Source organism: Bradyrhizobium sp. SZCCT0148 (genome assembly GCF_018129985.1).
In the GTDB taxonomy this organism is placed as follows: Bacteria; Pseudomonadota; Alphaproteobacteria; order Rhizobiales; family Xanthobacteraceae; genus Bradyrhizobium; species Bradyrhizobium japonicum_H.
On record NZ_JAFCKT010000001.1, the window covers coordinates 115096 to 139897 of the forward strand.

Genomic DNA, 24802 nt, shown 5'->3' on the forward strand with positions numbered 1-24802 from the left:
ACTTGGAAGCATCGTGCCCGCAATATGTGGGCGGGCACCTGCCTGATAGCTACGTCGCCTTCCGCGCGAACGTCGCCTTGAGATTGTCGAACAGCTCCACCTTCACGCCGTTGCGACGCATGATGTAGCTCTGTTGGAGCACCGAGAGCGTGTTGTTCCAGGCCCAGTAGATCACGAGACCCGCCGGGAAGCCCGCCAGCATGAAGGTGAAGATCAGCGGCATCCAGTTGAAGATCAGCTGCTGCGTCGGATCCGGCGGCGTCGGGTTCAGCTTCATCTGGAACCACATCGTGATGCCCATGATGATCGGCCAGATGCCGAGCGCGAGATAGTGGCCGAACACCGGGATCGTGGTCGGATCGAACGGGATCAGTCCGAACAGGTTGAAGAGGTTGGTCGGGTCCGGCGCGGAGAGGTCCTTGATCCAGCCGAAGAACGGCGCGTGCCGCATCTCGATGGTGACGAACAGCACCTTGTACAGCGAGAAGAACACCGGAATCTGGATCACAACGGGAAGACAGCCGGCGACCGGATTGATCTTCTCCTTGCGGTAGATCTCCATCATCTCCTGCTGCTGCTTCACCTTGTCGTCGGGGTAGCGTTCCTTCAGCGCCGCGAGCTGCGGCTGGACCGACTTCATCTTCGCCATCGAGGCGTAGGACTTGTTCGCCAGCGGGAAGAACAGCAGCTTCACGATCACGGTCACGAGCAGGATCGAGATGCCGAAATTGCCGAAGAAGCGGAAGAAGAAGTCGAGGCCGAGGAACATCGGCTTGGTGATGAAGTAGAACCAGCCCCAGTCGATCAAGAGATCGAAATGGTTCAGCCCCAGCTCCTTGTTGTAGCCGCCGAGGCCGGCGAACGGAAACACGCCGACCACGCCGGCTTCCTTGGCGCCGGCGAACAGCCGCGCGTTCGCGGTCGCAGTGCCGCCGATCGCGACGGTGACGGGGTCGAGCAGGTAGTCGGTCTGGTAGGTGTGAAGATTGCCGGAGGGGTTCGAGGAAAACCGCGCCTGAAGCTGCGCGTTGGTGTCGGGCAGCAGGGCCGAGGCCCAGTATTTGTCGGTGATGCCGAGCCAGCCATTGGTGACCTTGAAGTTCACCTGCTTGGTCTCGTCGATCTTCTTGTAGGCATATTCCTGCAGCTTCTCGTCGCCGAGATAGCCGATCAGGCCTTCATGCAGGATGTAGTAGCCGGAGACCTGTGGCGCACCGTGTCGCGAGATCAGCGCGAACGGATAGAGCGTAACCGGCGCATTGCCGACATTGCTCACCTCGTCCTTGATGGTGAAGAGATAATGGTCGTCGACCGAAACGGTGCGGCGGAAGGTCAGGCCATCGCCGTTTTCCCATTTCAGGACCACCGGCGTCGTCGGCGTCAGGCTGCCGCTGCCGTCCTGCTGCCAGACGGTCTGGGCATCGGGCATCTTCGCGGTCACGCCCGTCGCGGCCACCCAGCCGAACTCGGCGTAATAGGGCTCCGCGGTCCCGGAGGGCGAATAGAGGATGATCGGCGGCGACTTCGGGTCGACCGTTTCGCGGAATTGCACCAGCGCGATGTCGTCGATGCGGCCGCCCTTCAGCGAGAGGCTGCCGACGATGCGCGGCGTGTCGATCTTCACGCGCGGGCTGGCGGCAATCGCGGTGTCGCGGGCGACGACCGGTTGGGCCTGCTGGTTCACGCCCGGGGTCGACGACGGCTGCGCGCCGCCGCCGGCCGGCGCGGCGCCCGGCGTTGCAGATGCGGTCGGCTGCGGCGTGCCCTTCTGGAGCTCAGCCTGCGTCTGCTGCAGGGCGCGCTGCTTCTCCATCGCCGGCACGTTGTAGAAATACTGCCAGGCGATCAGGACGAGGCCCGACAGAATGACGGCGAGGATGGTATTGCGATTGTCGGTCATCACTGTTGTCTCGTCATCAATCCGGTTTGCGGCTGGCAGCTGGGACGGGGCCGGGCCCTACGCGTTTCGGGCCGCGCCCCTTGTGCGTATGCCGCGCGGGCTTCGTGAACGCTATGCGCAGATCGTCGAGCATGGTGGCGAAGTCGCGCGAGAGCGCGTCCCTTCGGCCGACCAGGACATAATCATGATGGAGCTGCATCGACGCCGGATCGAGCCGCTTCACCAGTTCGCGAAGCCGGCGCCGGATGCGATTGCGCGCGGGGGCGTTGCCGTTCTTTTTGGTAACGGTGAAGCCGATCCGGATCGGACCGCCGTCGTCACGGAGCCGGCTTTGCAGGACGAACGCGGGACTGTTCACCCGCGCGCCATTGGCAACGGCGAGGAAATCCGCCCGCTGCCTCAGCCGATCCATGATGAAATCCCGGAAAAGAGGGTCCGGCTCAGGCGCTCAGACGCTTGCGGCCGCGGGCGCGGCGGGCGGCCAGAACCTTGCGACCGCCGGCAGTGGCGAGACGAGCACGGAAACCGTGACGGCGCTTGCGCACCAGTTTGCTGGGTTGATAAGTCCGCTTCACGGGTTTTTCTCCGCTGACCGGGCAATTTGCCTGTAGAATTGAAGGTAAAGCCCGGAAGATGCGGCCCCAAACGGGCCATTTTCGGCCCCAAGAGAGCCGCTCCCGGCGTCACACCGGGTCATCGCGGACAATTTGGCCGGCTTATAAGCGAGCGCCTTGTTTTCGTCAACGCCGCACAAGCGCGCGATTCCGGTGAATATCGCTGTTTGTGCGGGGTTTTTAGCCCTTGAGGTGGCGACTGGCCATATCAACGCTTACATCCCACCTCGGCAGATTAGCGATCCGTAATTTGACCGGATCGGGGGCGGGCCGCATCTTGATACCCGCCGGATCCTTCACCCGCCAGAGGCAGCGAGGGCGTATTTCGTGGCAGCGACAGACCCCCAGCCGATCCAGGATCAGGATCTGCAGGACCAGCCGGCGATGCGCTGTCGCGGGACGCGCGGGCTCGGGCTGTCTGGCAAGCTGCTGCTGCTCACCATTCCCCTGGTGATGATCGCAGCCAGCCTGCTTTATGTGCCGGCCATCGCCAACTTCTGGGTCAACCGGCTGAATGACCGTGTCGCCGCCGCCAACACCGCGGCACTGGTGCTCGATGCGGCGCCGCTCGGCATGGTTCCCGATTCGCTGTCGCGCCAGATCCTGAAGAGCATCAACGCCCGCGCGGTCGCCATCAAGATGGGCCAGCAGCGTCGGTTGCTCGCCAGCGACAATTTGCCGGCCGCCATCGAGCACGACATCGACCTGCGCGACATGACGGCGTGGGAGGCGATCACCGGCTCGTTCCGGATGATGCTGGAGACCGGCAACCAGGCCATCCGCATCGTCGGGCCCGGCGTCGGCAATGCCCAGTTCATGGAGATCGTCACCGACGAGCTGCCGCTGCGGCAGCAGATGTACCGGTTCTCCCGCAACGTCGTGGTGGTCGCGCTGATCATCGCGGCGCTGACCGCGGGCCTCGTCTATCTCGCGCTTCATTATCTCTTCGTGCGCCCGATGCGGCGGCTGACCGCGAGCCTGGTCGGCTTCCACGAAAACCCCGAAAGCTCGGCGCGGATCATCGTGCCGAGCCAGCGCAGTGACGAAATCGGAGTCGCCGAGCGGGAATTATCGGACATGCAGCGCGATTTGATGTCGATGCTGCATCAGAAGAGCCGGCTCGCCGCCCTCGGCCTCGCCGTGTCCAAGATCAACCACGATCTGCGCAATTTGCTGGCCTCGGCCCAGCTGCTGTCGGATCAGCTGGCCAGCGTGCCCGACCCGCGGGTGCAGCGCTTTGCGCCGAAGCTCGTGCGTTCGCTCGAGCGTGCCATCGCCTTCTGCCAATCGACGCTGTCCTACGGCCGCGCCCAGGAAGCCGCGCCGGACCGGCGCATGATCCTCATCGAGCCTGTGGTGCTGGAAGTGCGCGAGACGGCGGGCCTCGCCAACGATGCCTCGATCGCCTGGGTCTCCGCGATCGATCGCGGGCTCGCGGTCGATGCCGATCCCGATCAGCTGTTTCGGGTGCTGCTCAACCTCGTCCGCAACGCTGCCCAGGCGCTGGAAAGTCACGCTTCCGGGGAGGGCGGGGTCCAGCAGATCCGGATCACGGGAAAACGCGAGGGCGCGGTCGCAATTCTCGAGGTCTCCGACACCGGCCCCGGCGTCCCCCCGAAGACCCGGGCTCATCTGTTCGAGGCGTTCCAGACCTCCGGCCGCCCCGGCGGCAGCGGCCTTGGCCTCGCGATTGCCGCCGAGCTGGTTCGCGCCCATGGCGGCGACATCCATCTCGTCGAAGGCACCATCGGCGCCACCTTCCGAATCGTCATCCCCGACCGCCCCGTGGAACTGCTTTCCGTCCGCAACGAGCGGCAGAGGGCGTAGTCGGCCGGAGGCCGACATTAGCCCGCCCGCGGATTGCGTCATTCCGGGGCTGACCCGGCGGGCCATTCCGGGATGACACCAAAACCGTCATCTCCTTGCAAAATCTCCCGGTCCCGGACCTTGCCAACCGGAGCAAGAGCGGTTAGTCAGAGCGCTCTTTCGCACCCCTCCGGCGCTGTCCGGAGGCTGCCTGCGGGCTCAGGCCCGCACTGTTCGCGAAAAACGCGCCCGTAGCTCAGCTGGATAGAGCATCAGACTACGAATCTGAGGGTCGGACGTTCGAATCGTTCCGGGCGCGCCATTCTTCGATGAAAGGTCAGGACACAGCAGCATCCGGTCGCCAAGGCGGCTCGAGACCGGGTGGCCACGTCGTGTGGGGGACTGAATGAGAATATCGCAGGCGTTCAAGTTCGAGGCGGCGCATCGGCTGCCCAATGTGCCCGAGACCCATCGATGCCGCCGGCTGCATGGTCATTCCTACCGGGTCGAGGTCCAACTGGACGGGCCGGTCGATCCGCACACCGGATTCGTCGCTGATTTCTTCGACATCGAAAAATGCTTTGCCGACATCCTGGCCGCGCTGGACCACCACTGCCTGAACGAGGTCAAAGGCCTCGAGAACCCGACTGCCGAGAATATCGCGATCTGGATCTGGGACCGGTTGAAGCCGGATCTTCCGCAGGTCTCGGCGGTCCGTGTCTATGAAACCGCGGATTGCTGGGCCGAATATAACGGGCAGTGACGATGCCCCGCCGCTGACAGGTCCCCGCCTTGCCAGGCTGGCCTCGCATCAGATGGCGAAATCGGAGCGCGCATGCGCGGGTCGTTCCGGGCGTACCAATTTTCGTAGTATGTCTCTCCCATGCGCACCATCGATCGCCTGTTCTCCTGTCTCGCCCTGATCCTTGCCATCGCAACCGTCCCGGTGCCTCCCGCGCGCGCGGCCGAAGCCTGCCCGTTCATCAGCGCAAAGGAGCTTGCCGCGGCGATGCCGGCGCTCAAATGGTCGCTGATTTCAAATCAGGACGGCCGCGGCTGCATCTACCAGGGTGGGCGCGGCGACACGATGATGCTGTCGGTGTTCCGCAATCCCGACAAGGACCGCGCCAGGGAATTGTACGCGACCTTCGTCAAGACGCTTGCCGAGCGCATGCCGCTCAAGCCGGTCGCGGGCATCGGTGACGAAGGCCAGGGCGGTACGACCGCAGCCGGCGCGGAGCGACAGGAAGCCGTGGTCGTCACCTTGTCGGGCGACTACATCCTGCAACTCACCGTCTATCCGACCGGCCGGCGCGCCGACGACGCGCTGCTCGGGCCGGTCACCGAAGCGGCGCGCGTGGCCATCGCCAATGTGGGCAAGAGCAGCGAGCGGTTTGGCGGTTGCGAGTGGCTCACGGCGGCCGATGCCGACGGCTTTCTCGATCCGAGCACGCTGACGGTGCAGCGCACCGGCGCCGGCAGCTGCATGATGTTCGATCGCGAGGCGAACACCATGACCGTCGCGGTGATCGCGACCTCGCGCGACACCGCCATCGGCATGATGAAGCGCGCAGGTCCTTGCCAGCACGTGGCGATCCCCGAGTTCGGCAAGGAAGCGTTTGGCGAGCATTCCTGCATCAAGGGCAACGGCAACGCCGTCCACATCCATGTCTGGAAGAACGGCAGGCAGGCCTCGATCCTGTTCGCGCCCGTCAAGCCGCATCCGGAGTCCGGCTCGGTCGAGCGGCTGAAGGCGGTCGCCGCGGGGGTGTATGGAAAATTGTAACGCTGCCCATCGCCCTCAACCTCCTGCCAACACCTCCTTGCACTTCGCGGCGAAGGCGCTGAGATACGCGCCCATCTCGCTCGCCAGCGCCTCCGACCGCTCGACGTTCTGCAGGCTCATGTTGAGGGCGTAGACCGGAAGCCCGTCGAGCACGATCGGCGTGGCGACGGCGAGAACGGCGGGCTGCCAGGACACGGCACAATAGCCGTTGCGTTGGACGGAGCTGATCGATCTCCTGACGTCTGCAAGCAGCGCCTTGTTGGCAGAGTTGCTGCGTCGTTCGAATTTTTTCAGCAACCGCTCGCGCTCGGTCTCCGCAATGCCAGCGAGGTAGGCGCGGCCGAGCGAGGTCAACTCCATCGGAACCTGCTGGCCGGCGACCACGTTGCGCAACGCCGCGCGCGGGCTGTAGCGGATCGATTCCAGATAGACCATCATGGTTCGATCCGCGGCAGCTAGTCCCACGTTAAGCCGGCGCCTGGCCGACTCGGCCCGCATCATCGGTCCGATCGCGTTGAGCACGGGTGATCCCGTCCGCATCGCGTGGCCGATGCTGATGACGGACGCGGAAAGGCGGTAGCTCCGCTGGTTTCGGACTTCGTCGAGCATCCCGGAATTGACCAGCGTTCGCGTCAGACGGCTGACCGTCGATCGCGGCAATCCGGTGCGCTCCGCAATCTCGCCGTTGCCCAGCGTGTCGACGCCGGGCCGGAACGCCCGGAGGATCTCGATGCCCCGCTCGAGCGAGCGATTGCCATTGATTCCGCCCGCATAGATGCGCGCCATCCGACCCGCCCTCGCATTTCCACTAAGTGGAAATATGGGGATGTGTAGGGCAGCGCAAGCCGCTATCAGCGCAGGGAAGAAGAACGCCCGGCCGCGCTGGGGCTCAACGAGGAAACGGCACGGCCGAAATCGGCATTCGGCCTCCGCAAAGCGTCGGGCGATCGATCCGACGCCAGCCAGGGATGCTGCCATGTCCTATCAGCTCATGTCCTATCAGTTCATCGAATTTTCCGTCGAGGCCGGTGTCGCGACGATCGCATTCAACCGGCCGGACCGGCGCAACGCCATGAGCGACGACATGCGCGCCGAGTTCGTCGCTGCGCTCGAAATCGTCGCCCGGGACAAGGCGATCAAGGCTCTGGTGCTGACGGGGCGCGGCAGTGCGTTTTGCGCCGGCGGAGACATCAGCGGAATGAAGCGCCGGCTCGCGGCGCCGCAGGGCGAGGTCGCATTCAACGGATGGAGCCGTCAGCAGGGCGTGCATCACGTGCAGTCGTTCCTGCTTGGCCTGCCGAAGCCGACGATTGCCGCCGTCAACGGTGCAGCGGCGGGCCTCGGTGCCGACACCGCGCTGGCCTGCGACTTCGTGATGGGCACGGAGCGATCGAAGTTCACCTGGTCCTACATCAAGCGAGGTCTGATTTCCGACGGCGGCGGCCTGTATTTCCTGCCGCGCCGGGTCGGGCTTTCCAGGGCCAAGGAGTTGATCTTCACCGGGCGCGTCGTCGAGGCTGACGAAGCGCTCGCGCTCGGTATCGTCGATCGCAAGGTGGCCTCGAGCGAGCTGCTGCCGGCCGCGCAGGCCTGGGCGGCCGAACTGGCTCAGGGGTCTCCCACCGCGCTGGCGCTGGGCAAGAAGATCCTGAACGAGACCTTCGAGCATTCCGCGCACGACATTTTCAGTCTCGGCAGCTAGGCCCAGGCCATCTGCTACACCAGCGCGGAGCATCGCGATGCCGTGACCGCGTTCCTTGCGCAATCAGCCTCGAAGGATTGAGCCATGGATGCCATCGAACGCCTGATCCGGCCCCGCAGCGTCGCAATCATCGGTGCATCGGCCGACCCGGACAAGACTTCGGGGCGACCGGTGTCCTATCTCCGGAAGCACGGCTTTGCGGGCGCGATCTATCCCGTCAACCCGAAGGTCGCTGATATCGGCGGTCTGACCTGCTATCCCGACATCGCCTCGCTGCCTGATGTGCCTGACGTCGGCCTCGTCCTGCTCGGCGCCGAGCGCGCGCACGTCGCGGTGCGCGAATTGTCCGAGCGAGGGGCTGCCGCGGCGATCGTCCTGGCCAGCGGCTTCACCGAAACGGGGGCGGAAGGCGCCGAGCGCCAGAAACAGCTCATGCAAGCCGCCGGCTCCATGCGGATCCTCGGGCCGAATACCATCGGCCTCGTCAATCTCACCGACAATATCGTGCTGTCGGCGTCGGGCGCGCTGGCGATGGATGACTTCCCGGCGGGGCCCGTCGGATTGATCTCGCAAAGCGGCGGCATTCTCGGTGCCTTGCTGTCGCGCGCGGCGGCGCGCGGGGTCGGTCTGTCGAAGCTGGTGTCGACCAGCAACGAAGCCGATCTCGAACTCGCCGATTTCATCGACTTCCTCGCCAACGACAGCGCAACGCGCGTCATTGCGCTCTATATCGAGGCGATCCGACATCCATCTCGCTTTCGCGAGGCGGTGCTGAAAGCACGCCGGGCCGGCAAGCCCATTGTCGCCTTCAAGATCGGTCGATCGGAGGCCGGCGCGCAAGCGGCGGTCTCGCACACCGGCGCACTGGCCGGCTCCGACCGCATGTATGACGCCTTGTTCAGGCAATTCGGCGTGATCCGCGCAAAAACGTTCGAAGACCTGCTCGACATTTCCGCGGTCCTTGCCGCGGGACGGAAACTGTCCGGCCGGAATGTTGCGATCCTCACCTCGACCGGCGGCGCCGGCACGATCGTGTCGGACAGTCTCGGCGTCGCCGGCTTTGCGACGCCCGCCCCCGACACCGAGACGGCGGCGCAATTGCGCGGCCTCCAGGCGGGACCGCAGGCCAATCTCGACCGCAATCCGATCGATGTGACCCTCGCCGGCCTGCAGCCCGATCTGCTTCGCGCCGCCATTCGCATCCTGCTCGCCAGTCCCTCCTACGATGCGCTGGTCGTCATTGCCGGCTCGTCGGCCGTCGGATCGCCGGCCCTGATGGCCGATGCCATCCGAGACTGTCTGCCGCTCAGCGACAAGCCGGTCATTGCCTATGTCAGCCCCCACGCGCCCGAGGTGGTTTCCGTCCTCACCCGGCGCGGCGTCCCGGCCTACACGTCGGCCGAGAGCCGCGCAGCTGCGCTCGATGGGCTGTTGCGGGCCGGGGTGCCGCAGCATGTCCCGACATCCGGCGTGATCGAGGCGTCAGTCGATATCGGCGACTTCCCGACTGGTTCGCTGGATGAGGCACAGGCCAAGGCGTTGTTCGCTCGCTTTGGCCTTCCGGTCGCTGCAGAGAAGGTGGTTGCAACGGCCAGCGAAGCGGAACGGGCGGCACGCGATCTCGGCGGCCGGGTCGTGCTCAAGATTCTGTCGCGCGAGATCGCGCACAAGAGCGACGTCGGCGGCGTTGTGGTCAACCTGACCGCTGACACGGTCGGCAGCCGCCTGGCGGCAATGGCAGATGAGGTCGAGGCCAGGACCGGGAAGCGGCCCGAGCAATTCCTTGTGCAGGAGATGGTTTCAGGTGGCGTCGAGATCATTCTCGGAATGCATCGCGATCCCCTGGGAACCGCCATCCTCCTCGGCATGGGCGGGGTCACCGCCGAGCTGTTCAAGGACACCACGATGCGTCTGCTGCCGCCGGAAGGCGGCCTCGGTCTGTCCGAAGCGAGAGCGATGGCGCGCGAGCTCGTCTCCTGGCCGTTGCTGGATGGCTTTCGCGGCCGGCCGAAATGCGATGTCGAAGCGCTCGCGGAAGCGGTCGTCGCGTTCTCGCGCATGGTTGCGCAACTCGGCGATCGACTTTCGGAGGCGGAGATCAATCCGGTGTTCGTACTGCCGGCAGGCCGGGGCGTGAAGGCGGCAGACGGATTGGTCATTCTCAATGCCTGAACAAGATCGGATGGAGCTCCAGATGGCCAGTGGCGGAATCATCAATCGCGACAGCTTTTGCGGGAAGGGCTTTGCCGTGCTGCGCCGGCGAGGTCTTGCCATTTTCGCCTGTGCTGTCGTCGCGGGCCTCGGACTGACGCCCGCGCGCGCCGAATATCCCGACAAGATCATCAAGATCGTGGTGCCCTTCGCAGCCGGCGGCGGGACCGACATCATGGCACGAACGACAGCTCAGGAAATCCAGACCGATCTCGGCAAGCCCGTCATCATCGAGAACAAGCCGGGCGCAGGGACCATCATAGGAACCCAGACGGTGGCGACCAGCGAGCCCGACGGCTATTCGCTGCTGATGGCGACCTTCGCGCACGCGGTCAACCCGAGCCTGTACAAGAAGCTGCGTTCGATCCGCACCGGGATTTCGCGGCGGTCTCCCTGATCGCGCGGTCCTTCAATATCGTCGTGGTCAATCCGGCATCGAAGATCAACTCGATCGCCGATCTGATCACCGAGGCCAAGGCCAATCCGGGCAAGCTCAATTTCGGCACCTTCGGCACCGGCACATCGGCCCATCTCGCGGGCGAGCTGTTCAATGCGATGGCGAAGGTCAACATGACGGCGGTGCCCTACAAGGGCGCGGCGCCCGCGATCAGCGATCTGCTGGGAGGGCAGATCGACGTGATGTTCACCACGGTGGCAAGCGCGGCCTCGCTGGTGGCAGCCGGGCAGCTCCGCGCGCTGGCCGTCACATCCGCCGAGCGGTCGGCGGCGTTTCCGCAATTGCCAACCGTCGCGGAAGCCGGGGTTGCCGGCTATGCGGCTGAGTCCTGGTACGGATTGTACGCTCCGGCCAAAACGCCCGCGCCGGTGATCGCACGTCTCAATCAGGCGATCGCAAAAGCCGTCCAGTCCGGTGCGTTCAAGAAGCTCGAGGCGAACGAAGGCCTCATCATGGTCGGCAGCGCTCCGGAAGAGCTCGACCGCTATGTCGCCCGGGAGGAGGAGCGCTGGCGCAAGCTGGTCAAGGACGCGAATATCGAGGTGCGATGAGTCTCGCGAATCCGACCAATATCCGGGGCCGCGAACGGCCCCGGATGTCGTCCAATTAGAATCCCAGTCCGCAAGCCCGCCGGATCGCGATCTGAACCGGCGAGGGTGGCAACGCCGGATCAAGTTCGCCCCTCGGCAGCAGCGGAGGTTGTGCCATGAAGCGCGGCCGCCTTCCGCGGTGGGGTTGCGCGGAATGAACGAGGAACGGGTGGCACAGATAGACGCTGCCTGCCGCACCGGTCGCCAGTTCGATCTCGCAATCTTTCGTCGAGGCCCAGTCCTCGGCAGCGAGCTGCCGGAGCGTCGCGCCCATTTCGCCATAGGGCAGCAGCTCCCGCGCGATCGTGGCATGCGAGCCTTTCCGGATTCGCGTGGGCGCATCATCGGCGCCGACATCCGAGAACAGGAAGAGCATCAGCAATGCGCGTCCGCTGCTCTTCACGTTGGCGCGCCATTCCATAAAATCCGGATTCGCGGTGCCAAAGCTCACGTCGACATGCCAGCCGTCATCGCCAGGAGCTTCCGTCGAGGGAAAGCGGATCGGAAAGGTTCCGAGCCCGCCGGGCGCAAGCCAGCGCCCGTCGCCGGCGAGTTGATCATAGACCTTGTGCAGAAGCAGCGTGTTCGCAGCCTCGATGAAAGGGGGTGTAGCCTTGAATCCTACGCGGACAACGGCTCGGGTCCAATGTTCGGGTTGGTCCGGTGACAGGCCGATATCCGCCCACAGCTGGTCCCTGCATTGTTTTGCAAGGTCGTCGCTGAAGGCATTCTCGACTTTCACGAAACCGTCGTCGATGAAGCTCTGGACCTGACGCGGGGTCAAGCCATGATGTTCAAGCTTGGGCATAGACACATTTCTCCGTTCGGCCAGCGCATCGCGCAGCCGTTTGATCTGATTGGCGCGTATGCGCCGGAACGACGATCTGCCGTTCAGATCAGCGGAAAGAATGTGGAGAAGAACATCATGCAGAAGCGTATAGCGCGACGGGCCGCGAGATCAAGACCACTGCCCATTCGGCTCGCGCGTGTCGGCAGCCTCTCGCCGAACGAGAAGGCTGCCGCATGCTCATGCGGGCGTCATATGGTCATTATCATGGGCAAGAGTGACGCAGGCCGTCATTGCCCAGATACGTTCCTGAGCCCGGATCGTAGGACCGATAGCGCTGCGCGCAATAGGAGGCGGCGTTGGATTGCGCCTGGCTATTGGCGATCGCGCCGCCGATGATTGCGCCCGCCGCAAGGCCGCCCAGAACGGCTGCGCCGCCACCACCGTAATGCCCGCCATGATGCCTGTGGCCATAGCCGTGGCCGTGGCCGTGTCCGTAGCCATGCCGGTACTGCACCTGCTGCACGCCTTGGTCGGGACCGGGATTCGCGATCGGCATGGGCGCCGCGAGCACGGGTGAAACGGCCGTCGAGAGCATCGCTCCGGCGGCCGCAAGGGCGACGAACGTTCTACGCATTGTCATGTCGGGCTCCATGTTGTCGAGGATGCAGGAGCAACGGCCGCTCACCCGCTCCGTTCCTCTTGATGCGAGGCGAGCGTCACAGCGTCGCAGAAAATGAAAGGTTCGTAAGGATGTCGCTCGACTGGCTTCGCCGGGGCCGACGCCATTGCTCGGCGTGGCCCTCGGGGTTCCCGATCATTGATCTGAAACAATGATGATTCCGACCACCAATGCTAGAAGGATTCGCAAGTCGCGACTCACGGCTCCCGGCCGGTCGCGACAATCGCAACGCGCGCTGGAATCCGAGGGCTGAATGGGACGACTGCTGAATATCGTGACGCCGCTGCATACGGCGACCAAGCGCGACTACATGGGGCGCATGAACGACGACAAGATCGGCTGCTCGCTCAAGGCGCGGGAATACGAGGCCGATTATTGGGACGGCGACCGCCGCTTCGGCTATGGCGGTTACCGCTTCATCGAGGGGCGCTGGGCGCCGGTCGCCAAGGCCCTGATCGAGACCTATGGCCTGAAGGACGGCTCCAGCGTGCTGGACGTCGGCTGCGGAAAGGGTTTCCTGCTGTACGAGATGCAGAAGATCCTGCCGGGCCTGAAGGTCACCGGCTTCGATATCTCCAAGCACGGCCTTGCCAATTCGCATGAGCAGGTGAAGCCCTATCTCTTCAACTATCGCGCCCAGGACATCTACCCCTATGGCGACGACAGTTTCGATCTCGTCATCTCACTCGGCACCCTGCACAATCTCCGGCTCTATGAGCTCGAAGCGGCGCTCAAGGAGATCGAGCGGGTCGGCAAGAACAAATACGTCATGGTCGAGGGCTACCGGACCGTCGCCGAATTGCACAACCTCGAATGCTGGGCGCTGACTGCGGAATCCATCCTGCACACGTCGGAATGGATCTGGCTCTACGGCAAGCTCGGCTACACCGGCGATTACGAATTCATCTATTTCGAGTGATCGGGCGCGCCTCATGGACATCAAGACTGCCAAGGCCGCCATTCTCGTCGAGTCGGGCAAGCCGCTGATCGTCGACGAGTTCACCTTGCCGGACACGCTCGAGCATGGCCAGGTGCTCGCGCACGTGCACACCTCCAGCATCTGCGGCGCACAGATCAACGAGATCGACGCCGTCAAAGGCGTCGACAAGTTCCTGCCCCACCTTCTCGGACACGAAGCGCTGGCCACGATCGTCGAAACCGGTCCCGGCGTCGTCTCCTGCAAGCAGGGCGACACCGTCGTCATGCATTGGCGGCCGGGCAAGGGCATCCAGTCCAACACGCCGGCTTATTCCTGGCGCGGCAAGCGCCTCAATGCCGGTTGGGTCACCACCTTCAATGAATATGCCGTGGTGTCGGAGAACCGTGTCACGCCGGTTCCCGCCACGATCGACCGCACCAGCGCCCCGCTGCTCGGCTGCGCGGTGACGACCGCGCTCGGCGTCGTCAACAACGACGCGCAGATCGCCATCGGTGAAGCCGTCGTCGTGTTCGGCGTCGGCGGCGTCGGCTTGAACATCGTGCAATTCGCCGCGATGGTCGGCGCTTATCCGGTCATTGCGATCGACCGCCTCGACAACAAGCTGGCGATGGCGAAGGACTTCGGCGCCACGCACACAATCAACTCCGACGCGGTCAAGGACGTGGCCGCGGAAGTTCGCGCCATCACCGGGGCCGACGGGCCCGACAAGGTTGTCGAGACCACCGGCGTCAAGAATCTGATCGAGCTCGCCTACGAGATCACCGCAAAGAAAGGCCGCTGCATCCTTGTCGGCGTTCCCCGTGAGAAGGCCGAGATCTACACGCTGCCGCTCCATTTCGAGAAGGTGCTGAAGGGCTCGGAAGGCGGCCAATGCCAGCCGGCGCGCGACATTCCGCGCCTCGTGCGCCTGAGCGACGCCGGCAAGGTGAGCTACCGGGGCATCGTGACTCACGAATTCGCGCTCGACGACGTCAACGACGCGCTCGACCTGATGCGCAGCGGCACCTCGGGCCGGATCCTGCTGAACATCAGCTAGCGCTGCAGCAGATCACGGACGGGGTGCAGCGTTATCCGGGCTACGAATGCGAGCTGCTGGAAAATGGCTTCCTGATCGGCCGCTCGGCACTGCCGATGGCCCGGAGATCGAAGCCTTACGGTCCTGCCTGCTCGGCGATGCCCGGCCCGCGCGGTCGGCGCCATCGACGGCGTTGCTGGTCGTCGCGAGGCCGGGCTCGGCACGCTGGCCATCCAAGCCGTCCTTTTTCCGCTTGAACGGGCCAATTCACAGGCCTTCCGGTTTCGCGTCCCTCCCGTAACCGCCGGTTAACCATGGATATTTACGGTGTAGCAAGCCTCCGAGATGGGGCAGTCAGTTGATTTCGAGTCCAATCCCATGGCGTTCGGTCGAAGCGCATCTCCGCGAAGCATCGCCCCGACGGAGCCAGCGGCTTCGTGGGAAGCGCCGCGGGCTGCGCGGACGAATCCCGAGAGCGCCGCGCCCGCGCTGATCAAGGGCTCGCTGACCGTCTCCGGAGCTCTCGCTTTCCTGCGGGAGAACGGCCGGCGGATTCTGACGTTGGCGCTGGCGTTGTTCGCCCTCGGCATCATCGTCCTGATGGTTCTGCCGGTTCGGTACGCCGCAACGGCCTTGGTCGTGCTCGATCCCCGGGAATTGCGTGTCACCACGGAGCAGGACGTCTTGCCGGGCATCGGCCAGGACGCCGCGGCGCTTCAAAGCCAGATCGAGATCGCCAAATCGGACGGCTTTCTCCGTCCCCTGATCGAACAGCTCAAGATCGCCGATGACGATGATATCTCGGGCGGTCATACCGACATGACGCGCCTGCTCGAGAAGTTCCGCAGTCGCCTCGAGATCACGCGGCGCGGGCTCACTTACGTCGTCGCGATTTCCTTCACCTCGAACCGCCCCGAGCGGGCCGCCTACTATGCCAACGCCATCGCCGCGGCGTTCGTCGCCAGCCAGGGCCGTGTCCGTACCGAGGCCACGGACGAGGCGGCGGACTGGCTCCAGGACCGGCTGAAGGCGTTGAGCGAGCGCCTGCGCGCATCGGAAGACGCCGTCGCCGCCTTCAGGCTCGAGCATAAGATCCTCAGTGCCGGCAAGGATTCGACCACCCAGCAATTGCGGGTGACCGATCTCAATCAGCAGGTTTCCGCCGCCCGCGCGCGCACCGAGGAAGCCAAGGCGCGCTACGAGCAGGTGCAACGCGATCTCAAGGCCAATGTCGAAGGTCCCGTGAAGCAGGACCTCCTGAGCATGCTGCGCGCGCAACGCTCGACCCTGAACGACCAGATCGCGCAGAAGAAGGCGGTCTATGGCGATCGCCATCCCGATCTCGCGATCTCCTACAGCCAGCTGGCGGATATCAACCGGCAGATCGAGGTCGAGCGGAAGAAGAACATCGATACTGCCAAGTCCGAATACGAAGCTCAGCGGGAACAGCAGAACGCGCTGGAAAAGCAGCTCAAGGCGGTCGAGACGCAGATGCTGGTCGACGGCCAGGCGCTGGTGAAGCTGCAGGAGCTGCAGCGCGACGCCGATGCCAACAAGAACATCTACGAGCAGTTCCTGTCGCGGTTCAAGACGACCAACGAGCAGCGCCAGCTGCAGAGCTCCCAGAGCAAGGTCGCCTCGCCCGCCATTCCGCCGTTGCGCTCGACCCGTCCGCCGCTCGCTCTGCTGCTGGCAGCGCTGATGATCGGATCGCTGTTGACGTCGACCGCTGCCGTCGCGGCGTTGACGAGCCTATCCGGCGGGCCCGCGCCTGCCGAGGCGGCCGTGCAGGCGGCTGAGGACCGGCAGGTCCCGCCTCGAGTCCCGCAGCAGGTCCAGCCTCAAGTCCAAACGCCGGCCGCCGTCGCTCCCCGGCCCGAGGCGATGCCGCGGCTTCCTGTCTGGGCCCGCATTCCCGATCTGGCGTCTGCGTCCGGGACCGCGACCAGCACCGTCTGGCAGCGACCGATCGCTGCTCCGGCCGAACTCGATCTCGGTCCGTATCTGCGGCCGCTGCTCGAGCGGATCGATCGCGTACCGGTGCGCGGCTGCAAGGTCGCTCTGGTGCTGTCGGTCGGCAAGAGCGCTGGCGGCAACACCGTTGCGCGTTCACTCAATCGTGCCGCCGTGAACAGGGGCATGATGAGCGTGCTGATCCGGCTGCAGGGGGAATTCGCAGGACACCAGCCGCCGGTGACCGAATGGAACGACGGCTCGACCACGGCGGGACTTCAGTCGATCGACGAGCTTCTCAGCGCCGGCCGAAAGGCCGATGCGAGGCCTGAGGACGATATTCGTTCGGAGTTCGACCTGATCATCGTCCATGCCGGCAATCTCGCCTTGCAGCCGGATGCGATCGCGCTGGCCGCGCATGCCGACCTGATCGTCCTCGTGGCGCGCGCCGGCGAGCTCGGGTCGGCGGCGATGCGCCGGGTGACCGCGGCGCTGTCGCGCTATAGGACCGTGCCGATGGGGCTCGTTGTCAATCACGCGCCAGCGGATTCGACGACGCCTCACCCCGAGGGCGGCGCATTGGGCCTTGCGGTTTGACGATGACAGCATCGCTGCGTCGTCGGCTGGCTGCTGCGACGCTTCTCTCGATCTCGTTCGGTCCGTCGGCCTTCGCCGACACTTGCGTACCCGTTCCGCAGACGGTCGCGCCCGTGAGGCTTGCCGCACTGTCCCGCGGCTTCAATGCGGACGGCTGGATCAACGGCGAGGTGCCAGGTCGCGAATTGCTGCAGCAGTTGCGCCTGGCCGGAATGAGTCACGTCCGGCTGCCGGTGCCGGCCGAGCGTGTGATGCCGCGTTTCGCATCGCCGGTCGAGCGCGACGGGACGCTGGCTGTGCTCGACAAGGCGCTGAAGCAGCTCACTGCGCTCGGCTATGCCATCTCCGTCGATCTTCACCCCGGCGAGCGCTTCAACCGCCTGCACAAGGAGGATCCGGAGGCGGCGCTGCGCGAGATGCAGGAGGCCTGGCGCAGCCTCGCGGGACCCATGCGCTCCTATCCGGCCGATCGAATCTTCGCCGAGCTGCTCAACGAGCCCGATATCGACGCCGACACATGGCAAAGGCAGGCCGAGTCGCTCGGCGGCTTCGTGCGCAAATTGCTTCCCGCCAACACGCTCATCGTCGGTCCGGTCAACTGGCAGCGCGCGGACTCGCTGCCGCGGTTTCGTCCGCTGGACGATCCTGACGTCGTCTATGCCATCCACTTCTACGATCCCATGGTGTTCACCCATCAGGGCCATTGGGATGCGCAGGATCCGCTGCACGACATCATGGACCTGCCTTATCCGATCGATGCCGGCGATCCCAAGGTTCGCGCAATCCGCCAGGATCTGCAGGCGAGGGGGGCGACCAAGGCGCTCGGCATGCTCGATACTGCGATTGCCGCCGCCCGGGACAAACCGGGCGCCGATCGCTGGCTCGCGCCCGCGCTTGCGTGGCAGCGGCAGTTCGCGCGGCCGATCATCGTCAACGAATTCGGCGTGCTGAAAGCCGGCGCGCCCAGACAGGCCCGGCTGCGCTGGCTGGCGGAGGTCACCGCTTACGCCCGCGACCATTGCTGGGGCTGGACGCATTGGGAGCTGGCGCAGGGCTTCGGCCTCGTCGACCGCAGCACCGGCAGGCCCGATCCCGACGTGATGCGGGCGCTGCTTGGCACGGCGCGGCCCGGCCGGCGCTGACATCGCGCCGGTTCGCTATCGTTAACGCATCGTTACGCATCACCCCGCTATCGTGCTCGCCGCGCGATGCCAAAGGACGATCGATGAGCGCCGGGGACTTGACCCAGGATCAGAGCGTGCAGGCCGTGAGATTGCCGCCGGCCTGGCGCGAGCTGGCTGTGACGTTCTGCATCGCCGTGGCCGCGATCGGCTTTGTGCCGGTCCTGCATCTGGCCAATCCGGCTCTCGGCATTGTCGTCGAGGTGTTCGTCGGCATCGCCATCGTGCTGGCGGTCCCCACCTGCGCGCCTGCCATCGCGATCTTCGTCCTGTTCTTCCAGAACCTGTTCGTCTCGATCCTGTCGCCGCTGGTTCCGCTGCCGTCCGATCTCGACTTCATCAAGGGCTACAATTTCCTCGTCTGCTCCGTGATGTGGCTGGCGACGTTCGGTCTCTACGTGCTGGGCCAGCGGAATCAATCAACCGAGGTGAACCGGATCATGCGCTGGGGTGTCGTCACCCTCGCCGTGGTGTCGCTGTATTTCGCGATCGGCTTCGTCCAGGACGGACAGCCGGCGGCGGTCTATCTGCGCAATATCGTGCTGCCGCTGTTCCTGTTCCAGCTTTCGCTGCTGACCGCCGCGACCTACGAGATGCGCATCACGCCTTTCCTGGTGACGCTTGCGGTCATCCTCATGCTGTGCGGCTACGTCGAGTTCGCCTTCCGCGATGTCTGGCTGGCCATCACCAACAGTTATACGTTCTGGGGTTTCGACGAACTCAAGGCGACTCACTCGGGTGTCTGGGAAGCCCAGATGCGGGCCACCGGCAACGTGCCCGTCGATCTCAAGGACCGCTTCAGCTTCGACTTCCTGAACACGCCCCTGCTCGAAGGCTTCGGCCTGTCAAAGATGCTGCGCATCAACGGTCCGAACATGCACCCGATCAGCTTCGCCTACGGGCTCGCCTTTCTCACCTTGTTCCTGTTTTCGGTCGGACGACCGCTGCTGGCCCTCGCCGCGTTGCCGCTGCTGGTCTTCTGCAGCGTGAAGGGCGCGCTCATTACGGTCATCTTCGTGGCCGCAGCCTGGATCGGGACACGTCTGATCGGCGCCGTGACGACGTTGTTGCTCGGCTTCCTCGGCATGATCGCCTTTGCAATTCTGGCGATCCGCCTCGGACTTCAGATCGGCGACTATCACGTCATCGGGTTGATGGGTGGTTTGGACGGATTCGTGCAGAAACCCTTCGGCCGCGGCCTCGGCATCGGCGGCAATTTGGCAGATAGCTATTTCTCCATCGACTGGAGCGCCGCGCAGGCCGCGGGGACGATCGACGGCGCGGTCGAGAGCGCGATCGGCGTTCTCCTGTACCAGATGGGCGTTGGCGCCTTCGTGCCGTTGGCCTTCTATTTCGCGATGGCGCTCAAGGCCTGGCGCCTCTACGCGTCGTCGGGCTATCTGACGCAGGGGCTCGCAGGCTTCGGCGTCATGGTCGTGCTGCTGAATGGATTGTTCCAGGAAGAGGCTCTGTTCGCGCCGCTCGCGCTCGGACTGATGTTTTCCCTCACCGGTCTCGTGATCGGCAGCCATGTGCGCATGCAGGGCGTGGCAAGCGAGCGGGCTGAAATCGAACATGCCGCGCATTATCAGCCGATAACCTAAAGCCCGCCTCAGATGGCTGTCGCAGGAACTTCCGCTTTTTCCCGGCGTTGATCGTGCTCGCCGCAAAAAGGGGCCGGTCCTGGCCATGAAAAACTTTTCCAACGCCGCATTCTCTCCCGACGTGATCGCGATCATGACGGGCGCCCTGGAAGCCGCGGTCGCGAGCCTTCCTGAGCCCGTGCATTCCTCGCATGTCACCACGCTCGCCGAATCCATCCTGCGCACCGCCGGTGCCGGCGAGCGCAATGCCGCTGACCTGCAGAGGATCGCCCTGATGGAGCTGCAATTGATTCCGCGCGCGTGAGGGACCGAACATGAGGACCACATTTGCCGCCGCTATCATCGCGTTGCTCGCCACGCTCTCGGCTGCGCGCGCGGAAAGCTGGACAACGTACCGGATCCCTGAAGCGGGAACATCGGTGGATATTCCCTCGTCGCTCTTTACGGAGCTTGCCGGCAAGCCCGACGGCCTGGGCCAGCGGTTTCAGACCGCTGATGCTCGGGCCGATCTTACCGTGCAGACTGTTTCCAACAGCGAAGGTCTCTCGCCGTCCGCATTCCTTGCCAGGAAGGGGCCACCTGCCGGCATCATCTACAAGCGTATAACCCCGAAGTTTTTCGTCGTTTCCAGCATCAGGCGCGACAAGATTTGGTACAACCGCTGCAATTTTTCACGCGGCTATGTGCATTGCGTGCTGATCAATTACCCCGCCGCCGAGAAGCGGCAATGGGATGGCGTGGTCACGCGGGTCAGCCATAGCCTGAGCGCCAACTGAACTACGCAAAGAAAAAGAGCTGCCCGAACAAGTCGGGCAGCAGGGCCGTGAGGTTAGCGTGCGGTCGTCGATGTCGTCGACATCGTCGGCTTCGAGCCCGGCACATGCGACATCGTCTTGGTCGTCGAGCCGACCTCTTCACCAGCCTTGACCTTGGTGCGGGTATGCGAGCGGCTGAACGTGCCGCCCTCATGGGCCTGCGCCCGGGCGTTGGAGTTCATCACGGGGCCGTTGCCCTTGTTCGTGCTGACGCCGGTCTGCGCCTTGCCATCGACGGCAGCGGCGCTTCCGCCGGCCGCGATCGACGAGCCGGTGCTGCCGTTCGCCGAGGTGGAGGTCCCGCCGGTGCCGACCGTCGAGGCGGAGGTGCCGCCTGCCGCGGCCGAGCCGCCGCTTCCGCCCGTGACGCTCTTCTGCGCGAGAGCCGGGGAGGTGGCGGCAAGCAGAGCTGCAATTGCCGCGGTCGCGAATATCGTTCTCATGTTCAATCCTCTCGATGAATCTTAGGGGGACGAGGTCGAAATCGTGCAGCCGTTGACCGTGATGGTGCTGGCGCTGGTCGAGCCCGGCCCGCCTGCGGTCGAGGACGAGCTGGAGACGTTGCCGCCGCCCGCCTGCACATGCACCGACGATCCGCCGGCCGAACTCGAGCTTGAAAGCGAACCGCTTGAGGCCGTCGAACCGGTCGTGCTTGAACCCGATGAGCCGACCGCGGTGATGCTGCCATCGGCATGTTTTTCGACCGTGACCTTGCAGGTCTCGCCTGATGCCGTCTTGCCGGTCTTTTCCATGGTGGTTGCCTGAGCAGCGCCGGTCATCAAGCTCAACGCTGCGATCGCAATGATTGATCTGTTCATGCGAGTTCTCCTCCAACAAAGACGAAGGAGCGGCATCGCTGCCGCTCCCGGGTCAAGGCATCAATCCTTGTCCTTCTTCATCTCGCCCTTGTTGTGGCCCTTGCCCTTTTCCATGCCCATGTCGCTGGCATGACCCGCAGACGAGCCGGCCGCACCGACCGTCGATCCGCTCTTGCCGTCGCCAGCCGAGGAACCGCCGGTGCCAACGGTCGATGCGGAGTTGGAGCCGCTGCCAGCCGCCGAGCCGCCGGTGCCGACGCTGGACGAGCTCTTGCCGCCGCCGGCCGATGAGCCGCCGGTGCCGAGCGTCGAAGCCGAGCCGCTGCCCGATCCGCTGCCGGCCGCGGAGCCGCCCGTGCCGACGCTCGAGCTGCTGGTGCCGCCGCCCGCCGACGAGCCGCCGGTGCCGAGCGTCGAGGCCGATCCGCTGCCAGATCCGCTGCCGGCCGAAGAGCCACCGGTACCCACGGTCGAGCTGCTGGTGCCGCCGCCCGCCGACGATCCGCCGGTGCCGACGGTCGAGCTCGATTGCGCAACGGCAAGCGCGGTGCTGGCCAACAGTGCGGCCGCGGCCGCAGAAAGCTTCAGGATCCTCATGTCATCTCCTCCAGGGTTTTTCAAAATCAGATTGCCAAATCAGGCTCGGGATAAAGTGGCAATCAGGCAAACGTTCCAACGGTTGTGCACGTTGGTGCATTTTGATCGCCCGCAGCGGAGCTCACCGCACCTGCAGCGATGCGCGTTGGTTCGCGTTCATCCTGCATTCATCCGCACGAAGTGCGCACCGCTCTTGCGCCGCGTTCCCGCGACGTAGTTAGTTCACTCAGAATGCGTCGATCGTTACTCGACGATCGCAGAGCGCAGCGCAGCTGCCGAGCTGGCAGTGCGACTGGAACGCGCAGGCGTTGCGTGGCTCGGGCTCAGTCGAGGTTTGTGCGCAATCTCGGACGTCTGCCCCGCTGATTCCGCCGACGCCAACGCCTGGCTTGCAGCGCGGTTTGAGGCCTCTGAGACAAGCAGATCCCATGATGTCTCCATCGCAACCATGCTTGACGTGTCCAGAATGATCTTCTCAGGCAGGGCGCGCGCGGAATGGATGCGAATGACCGATCGGTCGACACCAGCGCCAGCGGAGACATCGTTGAGTGGAGGCAAACTGCGGTCGAGCGCGAACAGCAACGCCGCGACGAATGCACTTGCGAACACAAGGTAGCGAATGATGGGCATCAGGAATTGACCGCGAGATGGAGGAAGCGCGACTGCGAGCCGAGCCGCTTCTCCACGGTCTGCCGCATGCGGTGCTGCGATGAACGCGGCACCGGCCTGCCCGTTCCGCCGATAGGGGAACGTTTGCCACTTTTTCCTGTTTTGCTACCGGGAGCAGCTGATTGGAGGAGAGGAAGATGCCCATTTTGATTCTCTGGGCCGTGCCCGCCATCCTGGTCGTCGGCGGCGGCATTTATCTCATTGGACACATGCACTGAATGCGAAGGCCCCGGTTTCGATGATGGTCGAAACCGGGGCCGCAGCCCGCCTGGCTTGGCGTCGGTCGATGCGTCAGCCGCACGGCCTCCGGATTTCTTATCTTGATTGCGCCGTTAGCCGTCGGCGCCACGTTCAGGCGCTTAGGCGATTTGCCGTTACACGCAAGTATCTACGACGCAGGATGAGCCCTGGCCCGCTTCCGCACGGCCTCTGGTTCGCCCGCTTGGTCGAACTCCGCAGGGAGCGCGGAGCGTCTCAAATCACGCCTTGCCGCACGAGCTGTTGCTCTGATGTAAGCTGGCGACGTCGGCACGGCCTTGGCTTTCCGCGACCTGGATCAACGTGATCGCACCGGGCGTGATGATTCCCATCTGTGGCTGGGCGGAGAGGTAGGTGGTGCTGCCGGCGCGCAGATCGAGGCTCACTTTCTCGCTTCCCTGTCCGAACAGATTGCTGCTCAGTGGAAGATTGTTGACCGCAACCTCGTGGCGGCCCGGAGGCAGGTCGCAGGCCAGGAAACCTGCAGCCTGACTGCCTCCAACGGGGCGTCCATCGACCGAATAGCTCGGTTGGATCGCGAAACCCAGGGCGGATGAGCGATAGACCACCAGCCGCGCCGTATTTGCCTTGACGTTATCCGTCAGGGCCGTGCTGCCCATCGGCCCTGATGCACACCCCGCAAGCAGGAAAGCCGCAACGAAAATCCCCGGACGCAAGCCCATTCCAACCCCCTGATTCAGTCCAACAGTCCCCGGAGGAATCATTGGCGAGGGTGGTGGACGAAGTCAACCGCGACTTCTGGTCGTGCCGCGCGAGCTCGTCTCAGCGCCACCCCAGCGCCGGGGCGACGTGCTTGAGGATCGCCTCGATCGCATGCGCGCAGTAATCGACCCCGAGCTGGTTCGGGATCGTCAGCAGCAGCGTGTCGGCCTCCGCGATCGCCTCGTCCTTGCGCAGCTGCTCGATCAGCGCATCGGGCTCGGCGGCATAACTCCGGCCGAAGATCGCCCGGGTCTGCGGGTCGATGAAGCCGATCTGGTCCTCGCCTCCGCGCTCCCGGCCGAAATAGGCGCGGTCGCGATCGTCCATCAGTGCAAAGATGCTGCGGCTCACGGAGACGCGGGGCTCGCGGGCGTGGCCGGCGTCCTTCCACGCGGCGCGATAGGCGCGAATCTGCGCGGCCTGCTGCACGTGGAAGGCTTCGCCGGTCTCGTCGTTCTTCAGCGTCGAGCTCTGCAGATTCATGCCGAGCTTCGCTGCCCACACCGCGGTCGCATTCGAGCCCGCGCCCCACCAGATCCGCTCGCGCAGACCCTGCGCATGCGGCTCCAGGCGGAGCAGCCCCGGCGGATTCGGAAACATCGGATGCGGATTGGGCTCGGCAAAACCTTCGCCGCGCAGGAGATCGAGGAAGACTTCGGCGTGGCGCCGGCCCATGTCGGCGTCGCTCTGGCCCTCGGCCGGGCGATAACCAAAGTAACGCCAGCCGTCGATCACCTGCTCGGGCGAGCCGCGGCTGATGCCGAGCTGCAGCCGGCCGCCGGCGATCAGGTCGGCAGAGCCGGCGTCCTCGACCATGTAGAGCGGGTTCTCGTAGCGCATGTCGATCACGGCCGTGCCGATCTCGATCTTGCTCGTCCTCGCGCCGACCGCCGCGAGCAGTGGAAAGGGCGAAGCCAGCTGCCGCGCGAAATGGTGCACGCGGAAGTAGGCGCCATCCGCGCCGAGTTGCTCGGCCGCGACCGCAAGCTCGATCGATTGCAGCAGGGTGTCTGCCGCGGAGCGGGTCTGCGATTGCGGCGAGGGGGTCCAGTGTCCGAAGGACAGAAATCCGATCTTCTTCATGGACGTCATTTAAT

General features: G+C 64.7%; 23 protein-coding genes, 1 tRNA gene and 2 pseudogenes. 14 read left to right on the top strand and 12 right to left on the bottom strand.

The features are described from left to right. Window positions 1-49: 49 nt before the first annotated feature. Genes yidC through rpmH form a run of 3 tightly spaced genes read right to left on the bottom strand, consistent with a single transcriptional unit; the run spans window position 50 to window position 2475 of the window. Entirely contained in the window at window positions 50-1900 is a 1851-nt protein-coding gene (yidC, locus tag JQ580_RS00555) for a membrane protein insertase YidC (RefSeq protein ID WP_212277821.1), read from the bottom strand. Window positions 1901-1916: 16 nt separating this feature from the next. Next, window positions 1917-2312: a ribonuclease P protein component gene (gene rnpA / locus JQ580_RS00560; RefSeq protein ID WP_212277822.1), complete on the bottom strand. Its 396-nt coding sequence runs from the start codon at window positions 2310-2312 to the stop codon at window positions 1917-1919. Between the two features lie 28 nt (window positions 2313-2340). Further along, window positions 2341-2475 (bottom strand): 50S ribosomal protein L34, encoded by a 135-nt coding sequence (gene rpmH, locus JQ580_RS00565; RefSeq protein ID WP_008542748.1) that lies wholly within the window; start codon window positions 2473-2475, stop codon window positions 2341-2343. Window positions 2476-2841: 366 nt separating this feature from the next. Here rpmH and JQ580_RS00570 point away from each other — a divergent pair, with 366 nt between their 5' ends. The 4 genes from JQ580_RS00570 to JQ580_RS00585 all read left to right on the top strand — a co-directional run bounded on the left by JQ580_RS00570 (window position 2842) and on the right by JQ580_RS00585 (window position 6106). Continuing rightward, window positions 2842-4341, top strand: a complete 1500-nt coding sequence (locus JQ580_RS00570; protein WP_212277823.1) for an ATP-binding protein — start codon at window positions 2842-2844, stop codon at window positions 4339-4341. 224 nt (window positions 4342-4565) lie between these two features. Next, window positions 4566-4642, top strand: a tRNA-Arg gene (locus JQ580_RS00575). An 84-nt stretch (window positions 4643-4726) separates the two neighbouring features. Then, window positions 4727-5083: a 6-carboxytetrahydropterin synthase QueD gene (queD, locus tag JQ580_RS00580; protein WP_094976439.1), complete on the top strand. Its 357-nt coding sequence runs from the start codon at window positions 4727-4729 to the stop codon at window positions 5081-5083. Between the two features lie 120 nt (window positions 5084-5203). Beyond that, window positions 5204-6106 carry a hypothetical protein gene (locus JQ580_RS00585; RefSeq protein ID WP_212277824.1) on the top strand — a complete coding sequence of 301 codons (903 nt, stop codon included), beginning with the start codon at window positions 5204-5206 and terminating at the stop codon, window positions 6104-6106. A gap of 15 nt (window positions 6107-6121) precedes the next feature. On the opposite strand, the gene JQ580_RS00590 is transcribed toward JQ580_RS00585, so the two are convergent. Further along, window positions 6122-6892 (bottom strand): IclR family transcriptional regulator, encoded by a 771-nt coding sequence (locus JQ580_RS00590; protein ID WP_212277825.1) that lies wholly within the window; start codon window positions 6890-6892, stop codon window positions 6122-6124. A gap of 205 nt (window positions 6893-7097) precedes the next feature. Here JQ580_RS00590 and JQ580_RS00595 point away from each other — a divergent pair. The 3 genes and pseudogenes from JQ580_RS00595 to JQ580_RS00605 all read left to right on the top strand — a co-directional run bounded on the left by JQ580_RS00595 (window position 7098) and on the right by JQ580_RS00605 (window position 11027). Beyond that, window positions 7098-7889: pseudogene (locus JQ580_RS00595) on the top strand (enoyl-CoA hydratase/isomerase family protein). Window positions 7890-7892: 3 nt separating this feature from the next. Continuing rightward, window positions 7893-9980, top strand: coding sequence for an acetate--CoA ligase family protein (locus JQ580_RS00600; protein WP_212277826.1), 2088 nt, complete (start codon window positions 7893-7895; stop codon window positions 9978-9980). Between the two features lie 214 nt (window positions 9981-10194). Beyond that, a pseudogene (locus tag JQ580_RS00605) lies at window positions 10195-11027 on the top strand (tripartite tricarboxylate transporter substrate binding protein). A 55-nt stretch (window positions 11028-11082) separates the two neighbouring features. Here JQ580_RS00605 and JQ580_RS00610 read toward each other — a convergent pair. Then, the gene (locus JQ580_RS00610) at window positions 11083-11874 is read right to left on the bottom strand and encodes a phytanoyl-CoA dioxygenase family protein (protein WP_212277827.1); all 792 of its coding nucleotides are present in this window, start codon (window positions 11872-11874) and stop codon (window positions 11083-11085) included. A 244-nt stretch (window positions 11875-12118) separates the two neighbouring features. Beyond that, window positions 12119-12496, bottom strand: a complete 378-nt coding sequence (locus JQ580_RS00615; RefSeq protein WP_212277828.1) for a BA14K family protein — start codon at window positions 12494-12496, stop codon at window positions 12119-12121. 292 nt (window positions 12497-12788) lie between these two features. Here JQ580_RS00615 and JQ580_RS00620 point away from each other — a divergent pair, with 292 nt between their 5' ends. From JQ580_RS00620 to JQ580_RS00650, 7 genes are all read left to right on the top strand, one after another. Next, a complete protein-coding gene (locus tag JQ580_RS00620) occupies window positions 12789-13454 on the top strand; it encodes a class I SAM-dependent methyltransferase (RefSeq protein ID WP_212277829.1) in 666 nt (221 codons plus the stop codon). A 13-nt stretch (window positions 13455-13467) separates the two neighbouring features. Next, complete coding sequence (locus tag JQ580_RS00625; protein WP_212277830.1) at window positions 13468-14511, top strand: zinc-binding dehydrogenase; 1044 nt, start codon at window positions 13468-13470, stop codon at window positions 14509-14511. Window positions 14512-14868: 357 nt separating this feature from the next. Next, on the top strand, window positions 14869-17040 hold the full coding sequence (locus JQ580_RS00630) for a GumC family protein (protein ID WP_212277831.1): 2172 nt from the start codon (window positions 14869-14871) through the stop codon (window positions 17038-17040). Window positions 17041-17042: 2 nt separating this feature from the next. Beyond that, complete coding sequence (locus tag JQ580_RS00635; RefSeq protein WP_212277832.1) at window positions 17043-18182, top strand: glycoside hydrolase family 5 protein; 1140 nt, start codon at window positions 17043-17045, stop codon at window positions 18180-18182. Between the two features lie 83 nt (window positions 18183-18265). Next, complete coding sequence (locus JQ580_RS00640) at window positions 18266-19825, top strand: hypothetical protein (protein WP_212277833.1); 1560 nt, start codon at window positions 18266-18268, stop codon at window positions 19823-19825. Window positions 19826-19910: 85 nt separating this feature from the next. Beyond that, window positions 19911-20129 carry a hypothetical protein gene (locus JQ580_RS00645; protein ID WP_212277834.1) on the top strand — a complete coding sequence of 73 codons (219 nt, stop codon included), beginning with the start codon at window positions 19911-19913 and terminating at the stop codon, window positions 20127-20129. A 10-nt stretch (window positions 20130-20139) separates the two neighbouring features. Next, window positions 20140-20601, top strand: coding sequence for a hypothetical protein (locus JQ580_RS00650; protein WP_212277835.1), 462 nt, complete (start codon window positions 20140-20142; stop codon window positions 20599-20601). 53 nt (window positions 20602-20654) lie between these two features. Here the strand turns inward: JQ580_RS00650 and JQ580_RS00655 are convergent, their stop codons facing one another. The 6 genes from JQ580_RS00655 to JQ580_RS00680 all read right to left on the bottom strand — a co-directional run bounded on the left by JQ580_RS00655 (window position 20655) and on the right by JQ580_RS00680 (window position 24788). Continuing rightward, entirely contained in the window at window positions 20655-21083 is a 429-nt protein-coding gene (locus JQ580_RS00655; RefSeq protein ID WP_212277836.1) for a hypothetical protein, read from the bottom strand. A gap of 21 nt (window positions 21084-21104) precedes the next feature. Next, entirely contained in the window at window positions 21105-21458 is a 354-nt protein-coding gene (locus JQ580_RS00660; RefSeq protein ID WP_106947767.1) for a hypothetical protein, read from the bottom strand. Window positions 21459-21518: 60 nt separating this feature from the next. Next, window positions 21519-22055, bottom strand: a complete 537-nt coding sequence (locus tag JQ580_RS00665; RefSeq protein WP_249133886.1) for a hypothetical protein — start codon at window positions 22053-22055, stop codon at window positions 21519-21521. Between the two features lie 243 nt (window positions 22056-22298). Beyond that, window positions 22299-22685 (bottom strand): hypothetical protein, encoded by a 387-nt coding sequence (locus JQ580_RS00670; RefSeq protein ID WP_212277837.1) that lies wholly within the window; start codon window positions 22683-22685, stop codon window positions 22299-22301. 518 nt (window positions 22686-23203) lie between these two features. Then, window positions 23204-23665: a DUF2846 domain-containing protein gene (locus JQ580_RS00675; protein WP_212277838.1), complete on the bottom strand. Its 462-nt coding sequence runs from the start codon at window positions 23663-23665 to the stop codon at window positions 23204-23206. A gap of 100 nt (window positions 23666-23765) precedes the next feature. Beyond that, on the bottom strand, window positions 23766-24788 hold the full coding sequence (locus tag JQ580_RS00680) for an LLM class flavin-dependent oxidoreductase (RefSeq protein WP_212277839.1): 1023 nt from the start codon (window positions 24786-24788) through the stop codon (window positions 23766-23768). Between the last annotated feature and the right edge of the window lie 14 nt (window positions 24789-24802).